The sequence below is a fragment of the Streptomyces apricus genome (genome assembly GCF_008369065.1).
In the GTDB taxonomy this organism is placed as follows: Bacteria; Actinomycetota; Actinomycetes; order Streptomycetales; family Streptomycetaceae; genus Streptomyces; species Streptomyces apricus.
The window spans coordinates 159,650-176,650 of record NZ_VDFC01000015.1 but is presented as its reverse complement, the minus strand read 5'-3'; the positions used below and the strand labels follow the sequence as shown (position 1 = coordinate 176,650).

16 protein-coding genes are annotated in these 17,001 nt (G+C 71.7%); 15 read left to right on the top strand and 1 reads right to left on the bottom strand.

Annotated elements, in window-relative coordinates:
- The first annotated feature begins 74 nt into the window (after positions 1 to 74).
- The 15 genes from FGF04_RS05805 (at position 75) to FGF04_RS05735 (ending at position 15,408) form a co-directional block, all read left to right on the top strand.
- Positions 75 to 1,721 (top strand): acyl-CoA dehydrogenase family protein, encoded by a 1,647-nt coding sequence (locus FGF04_RS05805; protein ID WP_149510138.1) that lies wholly within the window; start codon positions 75 to 77, stop codon positions 1,719 to 1,721.
- Between the two features lie 303 nt (positions 1,722 to 2,024).
- Positions 2,025 to 3,317: a GAF domain-containing protein gene (locus FGF04_RS05800; protein ID WP_235882213.1), complete on the top strand. Its 1,293-nt coding sequence runs from the start codon at positions 2,025 to 2,027 to the stop codon at positions 3,315 to 3,317.
- A gap of 172 nt (positions 3,318 to 3,489) precedes the next feature.
- Positions 3,490 to 4,896: a hypothetical protein gene (locus tag FGF04_RS05795; protein WP_149510136.1), complete on the top strand. Its 1,407-nt coding sequence runs from the start codon at positions 3,490 to 3,492 to the stop codon at positions 4,894 to 4,896.
- 101 nt (positions 4,897 to 4,997) lie between these two features.
- Positions 4,998 to 5,567 (top strand): GNAT family N-acetyltransferase, encoded by a 570-nt coding sequence (locus FGF04_RS05790; RefSeq protein WP_149510135.1) that lies wholly within the window; start codon positions 4,998 to 5,000, stop codon positions 5,565 to 5,567.
- Positions 5,568 to 5,716: 149 nt separating this feature from the next.
- Entirely contained in the window at positions 5,717 to 5,800 is an 84-nt protein-coding gene (locus tag FGF04_RS41815; protein WP_310591794.1) for a putative leader peptide, read from the top strand.
- Between the two features lie 166 nt (positions 5,801 to 5,966).
- Positions 5,967 to 7,664, top strand: coding sequence for a nitrite/sulfite reductase (locus tag FGF04_RS05785; protein ID WP_149510134.1), 1,698 nt, complete (start codon positions 5,967 to 5,969; stop codon positions 7,662 to 7,664).
- Positions 7,665 to 7,815: 151 nt separating this feature from the next.
- A complete protein-coding gene (locus FGF04_RS05780) occupies positions 7,816 to 7,995 on the top strand; it encodes a hypothetical protein (protein WP_149510133.1) in 180 nt (59 codons plus the stop codon).
- Positions 7,992 to 8,717 carry a phosphoadenylyl-sulfate reductase gene (locus FGF04_RS05775; protein ID WP_149510132.1) on the top strand — a complete coding sequence of 242 codons (726 nt, stop codon included), beginning with the start codon at positions 7,992 to 7,994 and terminating at the stop codon, positions 8,715 to 8,717. The genes FGF04_RS05780 and FGF04_RS05775 overlap by 4 nt, the downstream gene beginning before the upstream one ends.
- Positions 8,718 to 8,719: 2 nt before the next feature.
- On the top strand, positions 8,720 to 9,286 hold the full coding sequence (gene cysC, locus FGF04_RS05770; protein ID WP_235882199.1) for an adenylyl-sulfate kinase: 567 nt from the start codon (positions 8,720 to 8,722) through the stop codon (positions 9,284 to 9,286).
- Positions 9,283 to 10,218: a sulfate adenylyltransferase subunit CysD gene (gene cysD, locus FGF04_RS05765; protein WP_149510131.1), complete on the top strand. Its 936-nt coding sequence runs from the start codon at positions 9,283 to 9,285 to the stop codon at positions 10,216 to 10,218. Before cysC ends, cysD begins: the two co-directional genes overlap by 4 nt.
- A 2-nt stretch (positions 10,219 to 10,220) precedes the next feature.
- Positions 10,221 to 11,585, top strand: coding sequence for a sulfate adenylyltransferase subunit 1 (locus FGF04_RS05760; protein ID WP_149510130.1), 1,365 nt, complete (start codon positions 10,221 to 10,223; stop codon positions 11,583 to 11,585).
- 232 nt (positions 11,586 to 11,817) lie between these two features.
- Positions 11,818 to 12,924: an aliphatic sulfonate ABC transporter substrate-binding protein gene (locus tag FGF04_RS05750; RefSeq protein WP_149510128.1), complete on the top strand. Its 1,107-nt coding sequence runs from the start codon at positions 11,818 to 11,820 to the stop codon at positions 12,922 to 12,924.
- Between the two features lie 36 nt (positions 12,925 to 12,960).
- On the top strand, positions 12,961 to 13,755 hold the full coding sequence (locus FGF04_RS05745) for an ABC transporter ATP-binding protein (RefSeq protein WP_149510127.1): 795 nt from the start codon (positions 12,961 to 12,963) through the stop codon (positions 13,753 to 13,755).
- Positions 13,742 to 14,665: an ABC transporter permease gene (locus FGF04_RS05740; protein WP_149510126.1), complete on the top strand. Its 924-nt coding sequence runs from the start codon at positions 13,742 to 13,744 to the stop codon at positions 14,663 to 14,665. The genes FGF04_RS05745 and FGF04_RS05740 overlap by 14 nt, the downstream gene beginning before the upstream one ends.
- Before the next feature lie 5 nt (positions 14,666 to 14,670).
- Entirely contained in the window at positions 14,671 to 15,408 is a 738-nt protein-coding gene (locus tag FGF04_RS05735; protein WP_188113975.1) for a sirohydrochlorin chelatase, read from the top strand.
- Between the two features lie 67 nt (positions 15,409 to 15,475).
- On the opposite strand, the gene FGF04_RS05730 is transcribed toward FGF04_RS05735, so the two are convergent.
- A complete protein-coding gene (locus FGF04_RS05730; protein ID WP_188113974.1) occupies positions 15,476 to 16,624 on the bottom strand; it encodes an amidohydrolase family protein in 1,149 nt (382 codons plus the stop codon).
- Between the last annotated feature and the right edge of the window lie 377 nt (positions 16,625 to 17,001).

Genomic DNA, 17,001 nt, shown 5'->3' with positions numbered 1-17,001 from the left:
CGGTACCGGCGCGGCGGCACGGGGGTGCGGCGGGAGGTTGGTGACGATCGCCGCACCACGGGTAGGTTCGCGTCATGGCAGCCAGTACCCACACCGTGACCAACCAGGCTCCGCCGCTGGTCGCGTACGACCTCTTCGCCGCCGACCGGGCCCTCGCGGAGGCCGTCGAGCGGCACCTCGATCCCGCGCTGCTCGACGACGCGCGCGCCGAACTGTCGGCCCTCGGGCGCACCTCCGGCTCCGCCCAGGTGCAGAAGTGGGGCGCGCTGGCCAACGAGAACCCGCCCAAGCTGCTCACCCACGACCGCTACGGCGAGCGCGTCGACGAGGTCGAGTTCCACCCGTCCTGGCACCGGCTGCTCGGCAAGGGCGTCTCGGCCGGGCTGACGGCCGCCTGGGCGCGCCCCGGCGGCCATGTGCGGCGCGCGGCCGGCTTCCTGGTCTGGAGCCAGGTCGAGGCGGGCAACGGCTGCCCGCTGTCGATGACGCACGCGGCGGTGCCCGCGCTGCGCGCCGACCCGGCGCTGGCGGCCGAGTGGGAGCCCCGGCTCACCTCCACGGTCTACGACCAGGACCTGCGCCCCGCCGCCCGGAAGGCGGGCGCGCTGTTCGGGATGGGCATGACGGAGAAGCAGGGCGGCAGCGACGTCCGGGCCAACACGACGCTCGCGCGGCCGCTCGCCGAGGACGGCACGTACGAACTGACGGGCCACAAGTGGTTCTGCTCGGCGCCCATGTCGGACGGCTTCCTGGTGCTGGCGCAGGCGGGCGCCGCCGGCGAGGGCGGCCTGACCTGCTTCCTGGTGCCGCGCGTGCTGGCGGACGGCACCCGCAACGTGTTCCGCATCCAGCGCCTCAAGGACAAGCTGGGCAACCGGTCGAACGCCTCCGCCGAGGTCGAGTTCGACGGGACCTGGGCGCGCCGGGTCGGCGAGGAGGGGCGCGGGGTGCGCACCATCATCGGGATGGTCGCGGCGACCCGCCTGGACTGCGTGCTCGGCTCGGCGGGGCTGATGCGGCAGGCCGTCGCGCAGGCCGTGCACCACTGCGAGTACCGCGAGGCGTTCGGCGGCCGGCTGATCGACAAGCCGCTGATGCGCAACGTGCTGGCGGACCTGGCGCTTGAGTCCGAGGCGGCGACGACGCTGGCGCTGCGCCTGGCCGCCGCCTACGACGACGGCGGCGAGCAGGAGCGGGCCTTCCTGCGGCTGGCGGTGCCGGCGGCCAAGTACTGGGTGACCAAGCGGTGCACCCCGGTCGTGGCGGAGGCCCTGGAGTGCCTGGGCGGCAACGGGTACGTGGAGGAGTCCGGCATGCCGCGGCTGCTGCGCGAGTCGCCGCTCAACTCCGTCTGGGAGGGCGCAGGCAACGTCCAGGCCCTCGACGTGCTGCGGGCCCTGCAGCGCGAGCCGGCCGCGCTGAACGCGTACCTCCAGGAGGTCGGTCTGGCGCGCGGCGCCGACCACCGGCTGGACGGGGCGATCAAGGACCTGCTGACCGAACTCGCCGACCTGGACGGCATGGAGGGGCGGGCCCGGCGGCTGGTCGAACGGATCGCCGTGGTGCTGCAGGGTTCGCTGCTGGTGCGCTTCGCGCCGCCGGAGGTCGCCGACGCGTTCTGCGCGTCCCGCCTGGGCGGGGACCGGGGGGCGTCGTTCGGGACGCTGCCGCACACCCTGGACCTGGCCGCGGTGGTGGAGCGGGCCCGCCCGGTCTCCTGACCGGGGACGGCCGCGACGGGGCTGACACGGGGACGGTGCCGCGCCGACACGGCACCGCCTCCGTGCGTGGCTCAGTGTCGGTACCGCACCGGGGGGCGCACCAGGGTTGCGGAGGGTTGCATCGCCTCCCCGCCATGCCCTTATCCTGCACAGGATCCGCACAGCGTGTCCGGACTGTCGCTCTGCGCGACGGACACCCGGCACCGTGAACAGGCACTGCGAACAGGCACCGTGAGCACGCATCCGACCATGCATCGTGACCAGGACGGCAGTTGTCCGTCCAGGCTCCCCCGGGAGGACACCGTGGCGCTCTCCCCGTCGGACGTGGCACGGCTGACCGCCGTGGACGCGGCGCGGGCGGCGCGCGTGCTGGGCGAGGTGCGCGACGCCACGCTGTCCGGGCACCCCGGACCGCTCGGCCCGCGGCCGGTCATCGGCGAGTCCTGGGGGCGGATGCTGCGCAGCGGCGTCGACCCCGACCACGACTTCCGGGCCGGGCTGCTGGACCGCGAGGAGGTCGAGCGGCGGCGGCGCGAGTCGCCGCTGCGGCACGTCCTGCCGGTGCTGCGCGAGGGGCTGCTGTCGGTCGCGGACGTCGTCCACCACATCATGGTCGTGGCGGACCCCGAGGGCCGGGTGCTGTGGCGCGAGGGCAGCCGGCCCGTGCTGCGCAAGGCCGACGGGTTCGGTTTCGGGATCGGCGCGGACTGGAGCGAGGAGGTCGTCGGCACGAACGGCATCGGCACCCCCGCCGTCGCGCGCCGGCCCGTCCAGGTCTTCGCCGCCGAGCACTTCGTGCGCACCCACGCCACCTGGACCTGCACGGGCGCGCCGATCACCGATCCGCGGGACGGCCGGCTGATCGGCGTGGTGGACATCAGCGGCCCCTGGGAGACCACGCACCCCGCGATGCTGGCGTGGGTCGACTCGGTGGCCAAGCTCGCCGAGGCGCGGCTGCGCGAGCGGCATCTGGCCTCGCTGGAGCGGCTGCGTTCGGTGGCCGCGCCCGTCCTCGCCCGGATCACCGGCCGCGCGCTCGTCGTCGACCGGGACGGCTGGACCGCCGCGGTCACCGGCATGCCCCACCTGGACCGGCTCGCGCTGCCCGCGGTGATCGGCGCCGGCCCGGTCCGGACGGCGCCCCTCGGCCCGTGCTCGGTGGAACCGCTGCCCGGCGGCTGGCTGGTGCGCCCCGCGCAGGGGCACCGCGCGCCGCGCGGCCCCGCCCGGGTCGAGCTGGACCTCTCGCAGCCGCACCACTGGTCGGTGGGCGTGGCGGACGCGGCCGGCGCCTGGACCCACGAACTGAGCCCCCGGCACGCCGAACTGCTGTACCTGCTGGCCGTGCACCGCTCCGGCCGCAGCGCCGCGGCCCTGGCCGGGGACCTGTTCGGCGACCCGGCCCGCACGGTGACCGTACGGGCCGAGATGTCGCGCGTACGCAAGTACCTGGGGGCCGTCCTGGACCACCGGCCCTACCGGTTCCGCGAGGACGCCGAGGTGCAGGTGGTGCTGCCCGGGCCGCCGCTCGTCCCGCTGCCGGACTCGACGGCTCCGGGGGTGCTCAGGGCCCGCGCCGAGCACCGGACGGCGTAGGCCCGCGCCCCCGGCCGGGGCCGACGCGCGAAGGTCATCCCCACCTATTACGGGGTATTCGGCCTGGCTCGCCGCCCTCTGCCGTACCATCCCTCTCACGGCCCCCCACATCCGTCTCCTCCGGCCCAACCGTCGGATCGAAGGAGGCAGTTGGCCGCCGACGGGAGGACGCATGACGTACCGAGGCAGACACCGCCGCCGGAAGAAGGGGCGTGTCCTGCGGGGCGCCCTGTCCGCAGCCGCCCTCGGCCTCACCGCCGCCGCGACCATCATCACCACCTCGCAGGCCGCCGGCAGCGACAACCCCGGCCCCCTGAAGCCCCTCACCTCGGCCGCCGAGACGAACAAGCTCCAGCTGCGCGAGAACCTGGTCGCCGGGTCGACGCTGGACACCCTGCAGAGCGGCATGGGCGGCGCCGTCGGTGTGCACGACGTCCTCAAGAGCGCCAACCACCCGATGCGCGGCAAGGCGCAGTGCGCCGCCACCGAGTCGGCCGCCCTGCCGGTGGAGCCGGCCGCCTCCCGCGCCTACTGCTGGGACAGCGGGGACGCCACCACGCAGAAGTGGCTGCCGCAGTCCGTGACCACCTCGGGCGACGCCGACAACGACGGCAGGTGGGGCCCCGACCGGGTCATCCTGGCCGGCTGGACCCACAACGACCACAAGGCGGACGAGCCCGCGGCCGACAAGGGGCTGGCCCGGGTCGCCTTCATCGACGCGAACGACCCGAAGAACCTCAAGTACCGCTGGGTCCTGCTGGTCGCCCCGCTGTCCGGCGGCAAGGACTTCGGCGCCGTGCGCTCGCACATCGGCGGCATGGTCTGGTACCAGGACAAGCTGATCGTCACCGCGAAGAACGGCGCCGACCACCACAACGCCCTGTTCGTCTTCGACATGAACCGCATCCTGCGGGCCGACGTGAACAGCGACGCCGTCGGCAGGGTCGACGGCGGCTGGTCGGCGCGCGGCTACCAGTACGTCCTGCCGGCCATGGGCTCGTACAGCCTCACCGGCGGGGCCTGCGACGCGCGGACGAACGACGGGCGCCCCTGTTTCGCCTCGGTCTCCCTGGACCGCACCTCGACCCCGGACAGCCTCGTCGCGAACGAGTGGTTCAGCTCGGGCGGCACCGAACCGGCCCGCGTCTGGCGCTACCACTACAGCACCGCGAGCGACCGCACCGGCCTGCTCGACACCGGGCCGGGGGGCCTCGCCGACGCGGACGAGGCGTACGAGACGGAGGCCGTCGGGCTGCAGGGCGTCCTGTCGCACCGGCCGGACGGGGCGGAGAAGGCCCACTGGTACACCGGCTACGCGCCGGGCAGCCGCGACCGGCACGGCACCCTGTGGCGGCAGGACGAGAGCGCCGCGAAGGCCGCGCAGTGCGGGTCCGGCGGCACCTCGTACGCCTGCTGGGGGCAGCACACCGAGTCGCTGTCGTACTGGCAGGAGACCGGCGAGCTGTGGACGCTCACCGAGTGGGCGGCGAACGAGGACAACGAGTGGAAGCCGCCCGCGATCCCGGAGCGGGTGCTGTACGCGGTCCCGCTGTCGGCGGTCGACGACGCGGTGCAGTGACCGTCCCGGCGGTGCGGTGCAGGTGGCGATGACTAGGTGACCTCCGCGCGGAGGCGGCCCCGGCGTGGAGCGGGGGCCGCCCGCGTGGTTCGCTGAGGCGCATGAGCATCACCGTGACCACCTGGTCCCTGGAGCAGACCTCCCCGGCCGACCTGCTGCCCGCCGCCGCCCCCGACGGCGACGTCCGGATCGTCCGCGCCGAGGTGCCCTCCCCCGAGTTCAGCCGCTTCCTCTACGCCTCCGTCGGGGGCGACATCCGCTGGACGGACCGGCTCGGCTGGACGTACGCGCAGTGGCGCGAGGAGCTGGAGCGCCCCGGCACCGAGACCTGGGTGGCGTACGACCGCGGGACCCCTGCCGGGTACGTGCAGCTGGCGGCGGAGGACGACGGGGTCGTGGAGATCGTCTACTTCGGGCTGATCCCCGCCTTCCGCGGCCGGCGCATCGGCGGGCACCTCCTCTCGTACGGGGCCGCGCGGGCCTGGGACCTGGCCCTGCGCTGGCCCGGACGGGCCCCGACACGGCGCGTCTGGTTGCATACGTGCAGCAAGGACGGGGAGCACGCGATGGACAACTACCTGCGCCGCGGCTTCCGGCTCTTCGACACCGAGGTGAAGGAGGAGCCCGAGGTGGCCACGCCGGGGCCCTGGCCGGGGGCACAGGCGGGCTGACCTGCCGGGACGCGGCCCGGACACGGAGCGGACGCGGTCCGGGCCGCGCGCTGTGACGGACAGCACCCCTGTCTCACGGAACGGGACAAGCGTGTCCACATCATGGATGAAGCTGGACTGTGTCCAGATCGCCGTGACACGCTTCCGTCATGTCCGGAACTGGAATTGCCTTGGTGAGTCGGCGCCACGTCGACCTCGGCCGCATGTCCAGCGCCATCTGTCCGGCCCGCTGATCCACCGCGTCAGGGGCACGTGACCCCGCGCCCAGCACCGCCGACATTCCCCGCCACGCCCTGCGCGACGACGCGCACGTGGGCGCGCCTGCGCCCGTACGTGCTCGTATGTTTTCGTATGCGCAGGTCGAAGCCGTTATCCGCCGGTCCCGAAGGACGTAGAACCATGACCGACACCCCACAGCAACCCGCTGCCGCCGCGCCCCGCCGCAAGGTGAGCCGTCACCGCGGCGAGGGTCAGTGGGCCGTGGGTCACTTCACCCCCCTCAACGGCAACGAGCAGTTCAAGAAGGACGACGACGGTCTCAACGTGCGGACACGCATTGAGACGATCTACTCCAAGCGGGGCTTCGACTCGATCGATCCCAACGACCTGCGCGGCCGGATGCGCTGGTGGGGCCTCTACACCCAGCGCAAGCCCGGGATCGACGGCGGCAAGACCGCGGTCCTGGAGCCGGAGGAGCTGGACGACAAGTACTTCATGCTGCGGGTGCGGATCGACGGCGGGCGCCTCACCACCGAGCAGCTGCGCGTCATCGGCGAGGTCTCGCAGGAGTTCGCGCGCGGCACCGCCGACGTCACGGACCGGCAGAACATCCAGCTGCACTGGATCCGCATCGAGGACGTGCCGGAGATCTGGAACCGGCTGGAGGCCGTCGGGCTGTCCACGACCGAGGCCTGCGGCGACACGCCCCGCGTCATCATCGGCTCGCCCGTCGCGGGCATCGCCGAGGACGAGATCATCGACGGCACCACGGCCATCGACGAGATCCACCGCAGGTACATCGGCAGCAAGGAGTTCTCCAACCTGCCCCGCAAGTTCAAGACGGCGATCTCCGGCTCGCCGCTCCTGGACGTGGCCCACGAGATCAACGACGTCGCCTTCGTCGGGGTCGAGCACCCCGAGCACGGCCCCGGTTTCGACCTGTGGGTCGGCGGCGGGCTGTCCACCAACCCGAAGATCGGCGTACGGCTGGGCGCCTGGGTCCCGCTCGACGAGGTGCCCGACGTCTGGGCGGGCGTCATCGGCATCTTCCGCGACTACGGCTACCGGCGGCTGCGCACCCGGGCCCGCCTGAAGTTCCTGGTCGCCGACTGGGGGCCGGAGAAGTTCCGGCAGATCCTCCAGGACGAGTACCTCAAGCGCGAGCTCGTCGACGGGCCCGCGCCGGCCCAGCCCGTGCAGCGGTGGCGCGACCACGTCGGGGTGCACCGGCAGAAGGACGGCCGCTTCTACGTGGGGTTCGCGCCGCGCGTGGGCCGCGTCGACGGCACCACGCTCACGAAGATCGCCGAACTCGCCGAGGCGCACGGCTCGGGCCGGGTCCGCACCACCGTCGAGCAGAAGATGATCGTGCTCGACGTCGCGGAGCCGCAGGTCGAGTCGCTGGTGGCGGCGCTGGAGGCGCTGGACCTGACCGCCCGGCCCTCCCCGTTCCGGCGCGGCACGATGGCCTGCACCGGCATCGAGTACTGCAAGCTCGCCATCGTCGAGACCAAGGCGCGCGGCGCCGCGCTCATCGACGAACTGGAGCGCCGCATCCCCGAGTTCGACGAGCCGATCACCATCAACCTCAACGGCTGCCCGAACGCCTGCGCCCGTATCCAGGTCGCGGACATCGGTCTCAAGGGTCAGCTGGTGCTCGACGCGAAGGGCGAGCAGGTCGAGGGCTACCAGGTGCACCTGGGCGGCGCGCTCGGACTCGCGGCCGGCTTCGGCCGCAAGGTCCGCGGCCTGAAGGTCACGTCGGAGGAACTGCCCGACTACATCGAGCGGGTCCTGAAGCGCTTCGAGGAGGAGCGCGAGGACGGCGAGCGCTTCGCGGCCTGGGCGACCCGCGCCTCCGAGGAGTCGCTGACATGAGCCGGGCGAGTGAGCCGAAGGGGCGCGCCTCCGTCGAAAGGGTGCGCGCGCGGAGGCCGCGAGGAACGAGTGGTCGAGCACGGGCGACCGTCGACGGAGGCTTCAGCGCCCCGGAGGCGAACCGAGCCCGTAAAAAGAGGAGGTCGCTGGCATGAGTGAGCGGGCGGCGCCCTTCTACTGTCCCTACTGCGGTGACGAGGATCTGCGTCCGGGCGAGCAGGGGCACGGCGCGTGGGAATGCGCGGCGTGCAATCGAGCCTTCCAGCTGAAGTTCCTCGGGCTGCTGGCCCGCGGGGTTCGGCGCAACGACGGTGGAGGGGACGAGATATGACGACCGTTCGGACCGGTACCGACACGGACACCGACACCGACGCACAGCTCAAGGAGCTCGCCGAGCAGGCGGGCCGCGACCTGGAGGACGCGTCCGCCCAGGAGATCCTGCAGTGGGCCGCGGACACGTTCGGCCGGCGGTTCTGCGTGACCTCCTCGATGGAGGACGCGGTGGTCGCCCACCTCGCGTCCCGCGCCCTGCCCGGCGTGGACGTCGTGTTCCTCGACACCGGCTACCACTTCCCCGAGACCATCGGCACCCGGGACGCCGTCGAGGCCGTGATGGACGTCAACGTCATCACGCTCACCCCGCGGCAGACCGTGGCCGAGCAGGACGCCGAGTACGGGCCGAAACTGCACGACCGCAACCCCGACCTGTGCTGCGCGCTGCGGAAGGTCGCCCCGCTGGAGCAGGGCCTGACCGCGTACCGCGCCTGGGCCACGGGCCTGCGCCGCGACGAGTCCCCCACCCGCGCGAACACCCCGGTCGTCGGCTGGGACGCGAAGCGCCGCAAGGTCAAGGTCTCGCCGATCGCCCGCTGGACGCAGGACGACGTGGACGCGTACGTGAGCGAACACGGCGTCCTCACCAACCCGCTGCTCATGGACGGCTACCCGTCCGTCGGCTGCGCCCCCTGCACCCGCCGCGTGCTGGAGGGCGAGGACGCCCGCGCCGGCCGCTGGGCGGGCAGCGCGAAGACCGAGTGCGGACTGCACGGCTGACCATGGCAGCGACCCCGATGAACCAGGAGAACCACGTGACCGGAGCCACCATCTGGCTCACGGGTCTGCCGAGCGCCGGCAAGACCACCATCGCGTACGAGCTGGCCGGACGGCTGCGCGAGGAGGGCCACCGCGTCGAGGTGCTCGACGGCGACGAGATCCGTACGTTCCTGACGGCGGGCCTCGGCTTCAGCCGCGAGGACCGGCACACCAACGTCCAGCGCATCGGCTTCCTCGCCGACCTGCTCTCCCGCAACGGCGTCAAGACGCTGGTGCCGGTCATCGCCCCGTACGCCGACAGCCGCGAGGCGGTGCGCAAGCGCCACCAGGCCGGCGGCACCGCGTACCTGGAGGTGCACGTCGCCACCCCGGTCGAGGTGTGCAGCGAGCGGGACGTGAAGGGCCTGTACGCCAAGCAGGCGGCGGGCGAGATCTCCGGGCTCACCGGGGTCGACGACCCGTACGAGGAGCCCGAGTCGCCGGACCTGCGCATCGAGTCGCACACCCAGTCCGTACAGGAGTCCGCGGCGGCGCTGTACGCGCTGCTCGCCGAGAGGGGTCTCGCATGACGACCGTCGCCGACGTCTCCGAGGAGACCGGCAGTCCGTACGCGCTCTCGCACCTGGACGCCCTGGAGTCCGAGGCGGTGCACATCTTCCGCGAGGTGGCGGGCGAGTTCGAGCGGCCGGTGATCCTCTTCTCCGGCGGCAAGGACTCCATCGTCATGCTGCACCTGGCGCTGAAGGCGTTCGCACCCGCCGCGGTGCCGTTCTCGCTGCTGCACGTGGACACCGGCCACAACTTCCCCGAGGTCCTGGAGTACCGCGACCGCACGGTCGAGCGGCACGGCCTGCGCCTGCACGTGGCCTCGGTGCAGGACTACATCGACCGCGGCGTCCTGCGCGAGCGCCCCGACGGGACGCGCAACCCGCTGCAGACCCTGCCGCTGACGGAGAAGATCCAGGCGGAGCGGTTCGACGCGGTCTTCGGCGGCGGGCGCCGCGACGAGGAGAAGGCCCGCGCCAAGGAGCGGGTGTTCTCGCTGCGCGACGAGTTCTCCCAGTGGGACCCGCGCCGCCAGCGCCCCGAGCTGTGGAACCTCTACAACGGACGGCACGCCCCCGGCGAGCACGTGCGCGTCTTCCCGCTCTCCAACTGGACCGAGCTGGACGTGTGGCAGTACATCGCCCGCGAGGGCATCGAGCTGCCGGAGATCTACTTCGCCCACGAGCGCGAGGTCTTCCGGCGGGCCGGCATGTGGCTGACCGCGGGCGAGTGGGGCGGCCCCAAGGACGGCGAGGACACCGAGACCCGGCTGGTGCGCTACCGCACGGTCGGCGACATGTCCTGCACGGGTGCCGTGGACTCCGACGCCACCACCCTGGACGCGGTGATCGCCGAGATCGCCGCCTCCCGGCTCACCGAGCGGGGCGCCACCCGCGCCGACGACAAGATGTCCGAGGCCGCGATGGAAGACCGCAAGCGCGAGGGGTACTTCTAGCCATGACGAGCACCACCGAGCCCTCCGGGCGCACCGAGCCGCTGTCGGTCGAGGAGCTGTCCGCGACGACGCTGCTGCGGTTCGCGACCGCCGGTTCCGTCGACGACGGCAAGTCCACCCTCGTGGGACGCCTGCTGCACGACTCCAAGTCGGTCCTCACCGACCAGCTGGAGGCCGTCGAGCACGCCTCCCGCAACCGCGGCCAGGAGACCCCCGACCTCGCCCTGCTCACCGACGGCCTGCGCGCCGAACGCGAACAGGGCATCACCATCGACGTGGCCTACCGCTACTTCGCCACGGCCCGGCGGCGGTTCATCCTCGCCGACACCCCGGGGCACGTGCAGTACACGCGCAACATGGTCACCGGCGCCTCCACCGCCGAGCTGACGGTGGTCCTGGTCGACGCGCGCAACGGCGTCGTCGAGCAGACCCGCCGGCACGCCGCGATCGCCGCGCTGCTGCGCGTCCCGCACGTCGTGCTCGCCGTCAACAAGATGGACCTGGTCGACTACCGGGAGCCCGTCTTCGCCGCCATCGCCGAGGAGTTCACGGCGTACGCCTCCGAGCTGGGCGTCCCGGAGATCACCGCGATCCCGATCTCCGCGCTCGCCGGGGACAACGTGGTGGACCCTTCCGCGAACATGGACTGGTACGGCGGGCCCACCTTCCTGGAGCACCTGGAGACCCTGCCGGTCAGCCACGACCTGGCGACCTGCCACGCGCGCCTGCCCGTGCAGTACGTGATCCGCCCGCAGACCGCCGAGCACCCGGACTACCGCGGGTACGCGGGCCAGATCGCGGCCGGCGCGTTCCGGGTCGGCGAGCAGGTCACCGTGCTGCCCTCGGGCCGCACCTCGCGGATCGCCTCCATCGACCTGCTGGGCGAGCCGGTCGACGTGGCCTGGACGACGCAGTCGGTGACAGTTCTCCTGGAGGACGACATCGACGTCTCGCGCGGCGACCTGATCGTGCCTACCCAGGACGCGCCCGCGACCACGCAGGACATCGAGGCGACCGTCTGCCACGTGGCCGACGCGCCGCTGACCGTCGGCCACCGCGTGCTGCTCAAGCACGGCACCCGCACGGTCAAGGCGCTCGTCAAGGACATCCCCTCGCGGCTGACCCTGGACGACCTGTCCCTGCACCCGCACCCGGGCCACCTGGTCGCCAACGACATCGGCCGCGTGAAGATCCGCACCGCCGAGCCGCTGCCGGTGGACTCCTACGCCGACTCCCGGCGCACCGGCTCGTTCATCCTCATCGACCCCGCCGACGGCACCACGCTCACCGCGGGCATGGTCGGCGAGTCCTTCGCCTCGCCGGAGCCGGTGAAGGCCGAGGCGGACGACGACGGGTGGGACTTCTGACATGACTCCCACCGACTTCTACTCCACGTTCGCGAAGGAGGGCGGCCGCGTCGGCAGCGGCGCCCTCGGCAGCGGGCAGGGCGGAGTGGCGCGATGTGCGTGCTGACGTACGCGCACTGCCTGCGCGCCCCGTCCCCCCGCCCGCCGTCGCGGATACGACGAAGACCTGCCGACCTCCCGGCCACGACCTGAAGAACCGTGACCGCCGGGCCGACGAGAGGACACCCCTCCCGTGCCTGCCAAAAGCTCCGCACTGCTCCGCCGCGGCCTCGCCGTGGCCGCCGCTCTCCCCCTCCTGACCCTCGCCGCGTGCGGCTACGGTTCCGACTCCGAGGACGAGGACACCTCGAAGGTCGCCGCGAAGGGCGAGAAGCTCTCCGCCGACACCGTACGGATCGGCTACTTCCCGAACCTCACCCACGCCACCGCGCTCGTGGGTGACCAGGAGGGGCTGCTGCAGAAGGAGCTCGGGGGCACGAAGGCCTCGTACTCCCAGTTCAACGCGGGTCCCTCCGAGATCGAGGCGCTGAACTCCGGGTCGATCGACATCGGCTGGATCGGCCCCTCCCCCGCCATCAACGGCTACACCACGACCGACGGCAAGGGCCTGCGGATCATCGGCGGTTCGGCCTCCGGCGGCGTGAAGCTCGTCGTGAACCCGAAGAAGATCACGTCCCTGAAGGACGTCAAGGGCAAGAAGATCGCCACCCCGCAGCTGGGCAACACGCAGGACGTGGCGTTCCTCAACTGGATAGCCGAGCAGGGCTGGAAGGTGGACGCCCAGAGCGGCAAGGGCGACGTCTCCGTGGTCCGCACGGACAACAAGATCACCCCGGACGCCTACAAGTCGGGCTCCGTGGACGGCGCGTGGGTGCCGGAGCCGACCGCGTCCAAGCTGGTCGCCGAGGGCGCGAAGGTGCTGCTCGACGAGGCCGACCTGTGGCCGGACAAGAAGTTCGTGATCACGAACATCATCGTGTCGCAGAAGTTCCTGAAGGCGCACCCGGACGTCGTCGAGGCCGTGCTGCGCGGCTCGGTGAAGACCAACAAGTGGATCAACGCCAACCCGGACGAGGCGAAGGCCGCCGCCAACACCAAGCTCAAGGAGCTGTCCGGCAAGGAGCTGCCCGCCGAGGTCATCGACCCGGCGTGGAAGTCGATCCAGTTCACCGACGACCCGCTGGCCTCGACCCTCGACGCCGAGGCCGAGCACGCGGTGAAGGCCGGTCTGCTGGAGAAGCCGAGGCTCGACGGCATCTACGACCTCACGACGCTGAACAAGGTCCTGAAGGCCGAGGGCGCGCAAGCGGTCGACGACGCCGGCCTCGGCGTCAAGTAGCCCCGTACGTCCATGAGTTCCCAGGAGGTGACGACCATGGCAACCGCCCTCGCCAAAAGCGCCGACGCCGGCTCCGGTACGTCGGTGGAGTACGCCGCCCGGATCGAGCACGTCTCGAAGTCCTTCGCCGGCCCCGCCGGGCAGCAGCTCGTCCTGGACGACATCACGCTCGATGTCCGGCCGGGAGAGTTCGTCACCCTCCTGGGAGCCTCCGGGTGCGGCAAGTCGACGCTGCTGAACCTGGTCGCCGGGCTGGACGAGCCGTCCGCGGGCGGCATCAGCACCGACGGCCGCCCGGCCCTGATGTTCCAGGAGCACGCCCTCTTCCCGTGGCTGACCGCGGGCAAGAACATCGAACTGGCCCTGCGCCTGCGGGGCCTGCCCAAGGCCGAGCGCCGCGGCAGGGCGGAGGAGCTCCTGGAGCTCGTCCGCCTGAAGGGCGCGTACGGCAAGCGGGTGCACGAGCTGTCCGGCGGCATGCGCCAGCGCGTCGCGCTGGCGCGCGCGCTCGCCCAGGACAGCCGGCTGCTGCTGATGGACGAGCCGTTCGCGGCCCTGGACGCCATCACCCGGGACGTGCTGCACGACGAGCTGACCCGGATCTGGCGCGAGACGAACCTGTCGGTGCTGTTCGTGACGCACAACGTGCGCGAGGCGGTGCGGCTCGCCGAGCGCGTGGTGCTGCTGTCCTCGCGCCCGGGGCGCATCGCGCGGGAGTGGACGGTCGGCATCCCGCAGCCGCGCCGGATCGAGGACACCGAGGTCGCGGAGCTGTCCGTCGAGATCACCGAACAACTGCGTGGGGAGATCCGCCGCCATGGCCAGCACTGAGACGAGCCTCGTCAAGGAGGACGGCGGCGCTCCCGCGGGCAAGGACGGCGGGGGCGACCTCGCCGGACTCGAAGCGGGCCTCGACGCGCTGGAGACGACGGCGCAGACCCGGCGCACCCCGTTCCGCAGGACCTTCATGGAGAAGGTCTTCCCGCCGGTCGTCGCCGTGGCGCTGGTCCTGGTGGTCTGGCAGGTCCTGGTGTGGGCGGAGGTCACCGACAGCTACAAGCTGCCGGCGCCGTCCGCGGTCTGGGACGAGGTCCAGGAGGCCTGGCTCCAGGGCACCCTCCTCGAATACATCTGGACCAGCGTCTCGCGCGGCCTGCTGGGCTTCCTGATGGCCCTCGTGATCGGCACGCCGCTCGGCCTGCTGGTCGCGCGGGTGAAGTTCGTCCGCGCGGCGATCGGCCCGATCCTGTCCGGCCTCCAGTCGCTGCCGTCGGTGGCGTGGGTGCCGCCGGCCGTCCTGTGGCTGGGGCTCAACGACTCGATGATGTACGCCGTCATCCTGCTCGGCGCGGTCCCCTCGATCGCCAACGGGCTGGTCTCCGGTGTCGACCAGGTGCCGCCGCTGTTCCTGCGGGCGGGCCGGACCCTGGGCGCGACGGGGCTGCGGGGCACCTGGCACATCGTGGTCCCGGCCGCGCTGCCCGGCTACCTCGCGGGGCTCAAGCAGGGCTGGGCGTTCTCGTGGCGTTCCCTGATGGCCGCCGAGATCATCGCGTCCTCGCCCGACCTGGGCATCGGCCTCGGCCAGCTGCTGGAGAACGGCCGTACGGCCAACAGCATGCCCATGGTGTTCCTCGCCATCCTCCTCATCCTGATCGTCGGCATCGCCATCGACCTGCTGATCTTCAGCCCGCTGGAGCGGTGGGTCCTGCGCAGCCGCGGTCTCCTCGTGAAGAGCTGACGCCCGTGCCGCGCCCGGTCCTCCTCGTCGTCGCCCACGGCAGCCGCGATCCGCGCCATGCCGCGACCGTGCACGCCCTGGTGCGCCGGGTGCGGGCGCGGCGGCCCGGGGTGCGCGTGGAGACCGGCTTCCTGGACTTCGACGTCCCGTCGGTGGCGGGGGTGCTGGAGTCGCTGGCGGCGGAGGGCGTACGGGACGTGGTGGCGCTCCCCCTGCTCCTGACCCGGGCCTTCCACGCGAAGTCCGACATCCCGGCGGTGCTGGACGCGGCGCCCGCGCGGCTGCGGATCCGGCAGGCCGAGGTGCTCGGCCCCTCGCCGCTGTTGACGGCCGCGCTCGAACGCCGCCTGTACGAGGCGGGGGTGTCCCCCGCCGACAGGTCCTCGACCGGGGTCGTGCTGGCGTCGGCGGGGTCCACGGACCCGGAGGCGCTCGCGGTGATCGAGGGGATCGTGCGGGAGTGGCGGCGGGCCGGCTGGCGCGCCGTGCGGCCCGCGTTCGCCTCGGCGGCGCTGCCCCGGACGGAGGAGGCGGTGGAGGCGCTGCGCGCGGCGGGGTGTGCGCGGGTGGCTGTCGCGCCGTACGTCCTGGCGCCCGGCTTCCTGCCGGACCGGATCGCGCGGGGCGCCGCCGGGGCGGACGTCCTGGCGGACGTCCTGGGCCCGGCGCCGGAGGTGGTCCAGGTGGTGCTCACGCGCTACGACAGGGCGGCCTCGCCCGCGCTCTCCGCGACGGGGGCCTGAGCTCCTCGCCCCCGCCACGGTGCCGGCACACCTCGGCATCCACCGCCACCTGCCCGGACGCCGGCTGTCACTTCACGGGCACTTTCATTCCGAACAGTTTCTCCGCATTCCGGAACGCAATCTTCTCCTTGTCCTCGCGCGGCAGATCGACTCCGCGGAACCAGTCGGTCTGCTCCTTTATGTTCGCGAACGGGTAGTCGGTTGCGAACATCACTCGATCCACGCTTATGTACTTCAGCAGGAGATGGAGCAGTTCGGTCTGGGGGAATGCGCTGGTCGTGATCCAGAAGTTGTCCTTGAAGTACTGTCCGACAGGCTTTTCGAGCGAGTCCTCGGTCGGCTCGCCCATGTCATTGACGATCCGCTCGTAGTAGAAGGGAAGACCTTCACCCATGTGACCGATGATGATTTTCAGCTTGGGGAACCTGTCGAAGACCCCGTAGGTGATCATCCGAACGCACTGGGTCAACACCTCCTGGTGCCAGCCGTATCCGGACCCGCTGAAAATGTAGTCCTGGAACTCTTTCGTGTACTCGGACCGTGTGGTGCTGTAGTAGATCTTGAAGACCTCGTCGGCCGGATAGCCGGGATGCAGGTAGATCGGCACATCGAGAGCAACGGCACGTTCCAGCACGGGCTCGAAGTCGGGATGATCGAGATACTTCTTCGTGATGTGCCCGTTGGTCAGCGCACCCAGGAAGCCATCCTCCCGGACCGAGCGTTCCAGTTCGTCCGCCGCCGCCTCCGGGCTCTGCAGGGGCAGGGTGGCGAAGGCCTTGAAGCGGCCCGGATACTTGGCGATCGGCCCGTCCACGAGTTGCCGGTTGAGGCGATGGGCGAGGTCGATGCCCCGCTGCCCAGGGACGTTTTGCACGGAGGGCGTATGGGCGGAAAGGATCTGGACGTCGAGTCCCCCCGCGTCCATGTCACCGATGCGGCGTTTGCCCAGATCCGAAAGACCGATTTCCTCCAGGAACGCTATGTGGTCCTGATTGATGGAGTTCAGCTTCAGCAACGTGGGGGTCGAGAAGGTCTCCTCCGTGCCGATGAAAGGAAGGTCCCGGTCCCGCAAGGCAATGTCCGCGGTCTTGTCCGGATCCTTGCCCGGAGTCCTGTCCTCGTCCGCTGCCGAAACAGCGGCATAGGCGGACAGGCCGGCACCGGCGCCGAGTGCCGTGGAAGCGGCCAGAAAGCCGCGACGTCCCATACGCTTCATGTCAGTCTCTCTTCAGCTGTTTGTGGGTGCGGTATCCGCACGGCATCCGTCTGCGAGATGCTTCAGTGCGACCCTTTACCGGCGTGCGACCCGCGGGCGGCGCTTTCCCTGACGGCGTCACATCGACGACCATCAACGCCTCCTGCACACGATTCGCCTCGCTCGTCCAATGCCGAATTGGTACCAAGCGAAGCTGAGACGACTGTTAGAACACGCTCTCCCGACCAACACACGCCCCAGGCCGCGTCGCGGTCGACCCGGCGGTGCTCGTGGCCTCTGATCCGACCGCGCGGCCGTCCCTGGGGGCTGCGCCCCCAGACCCCCCTGTCGCGCTGCGCGCTCCTGCGCAGTTCCCCGCGCCCCTAGGTACCTAGGGG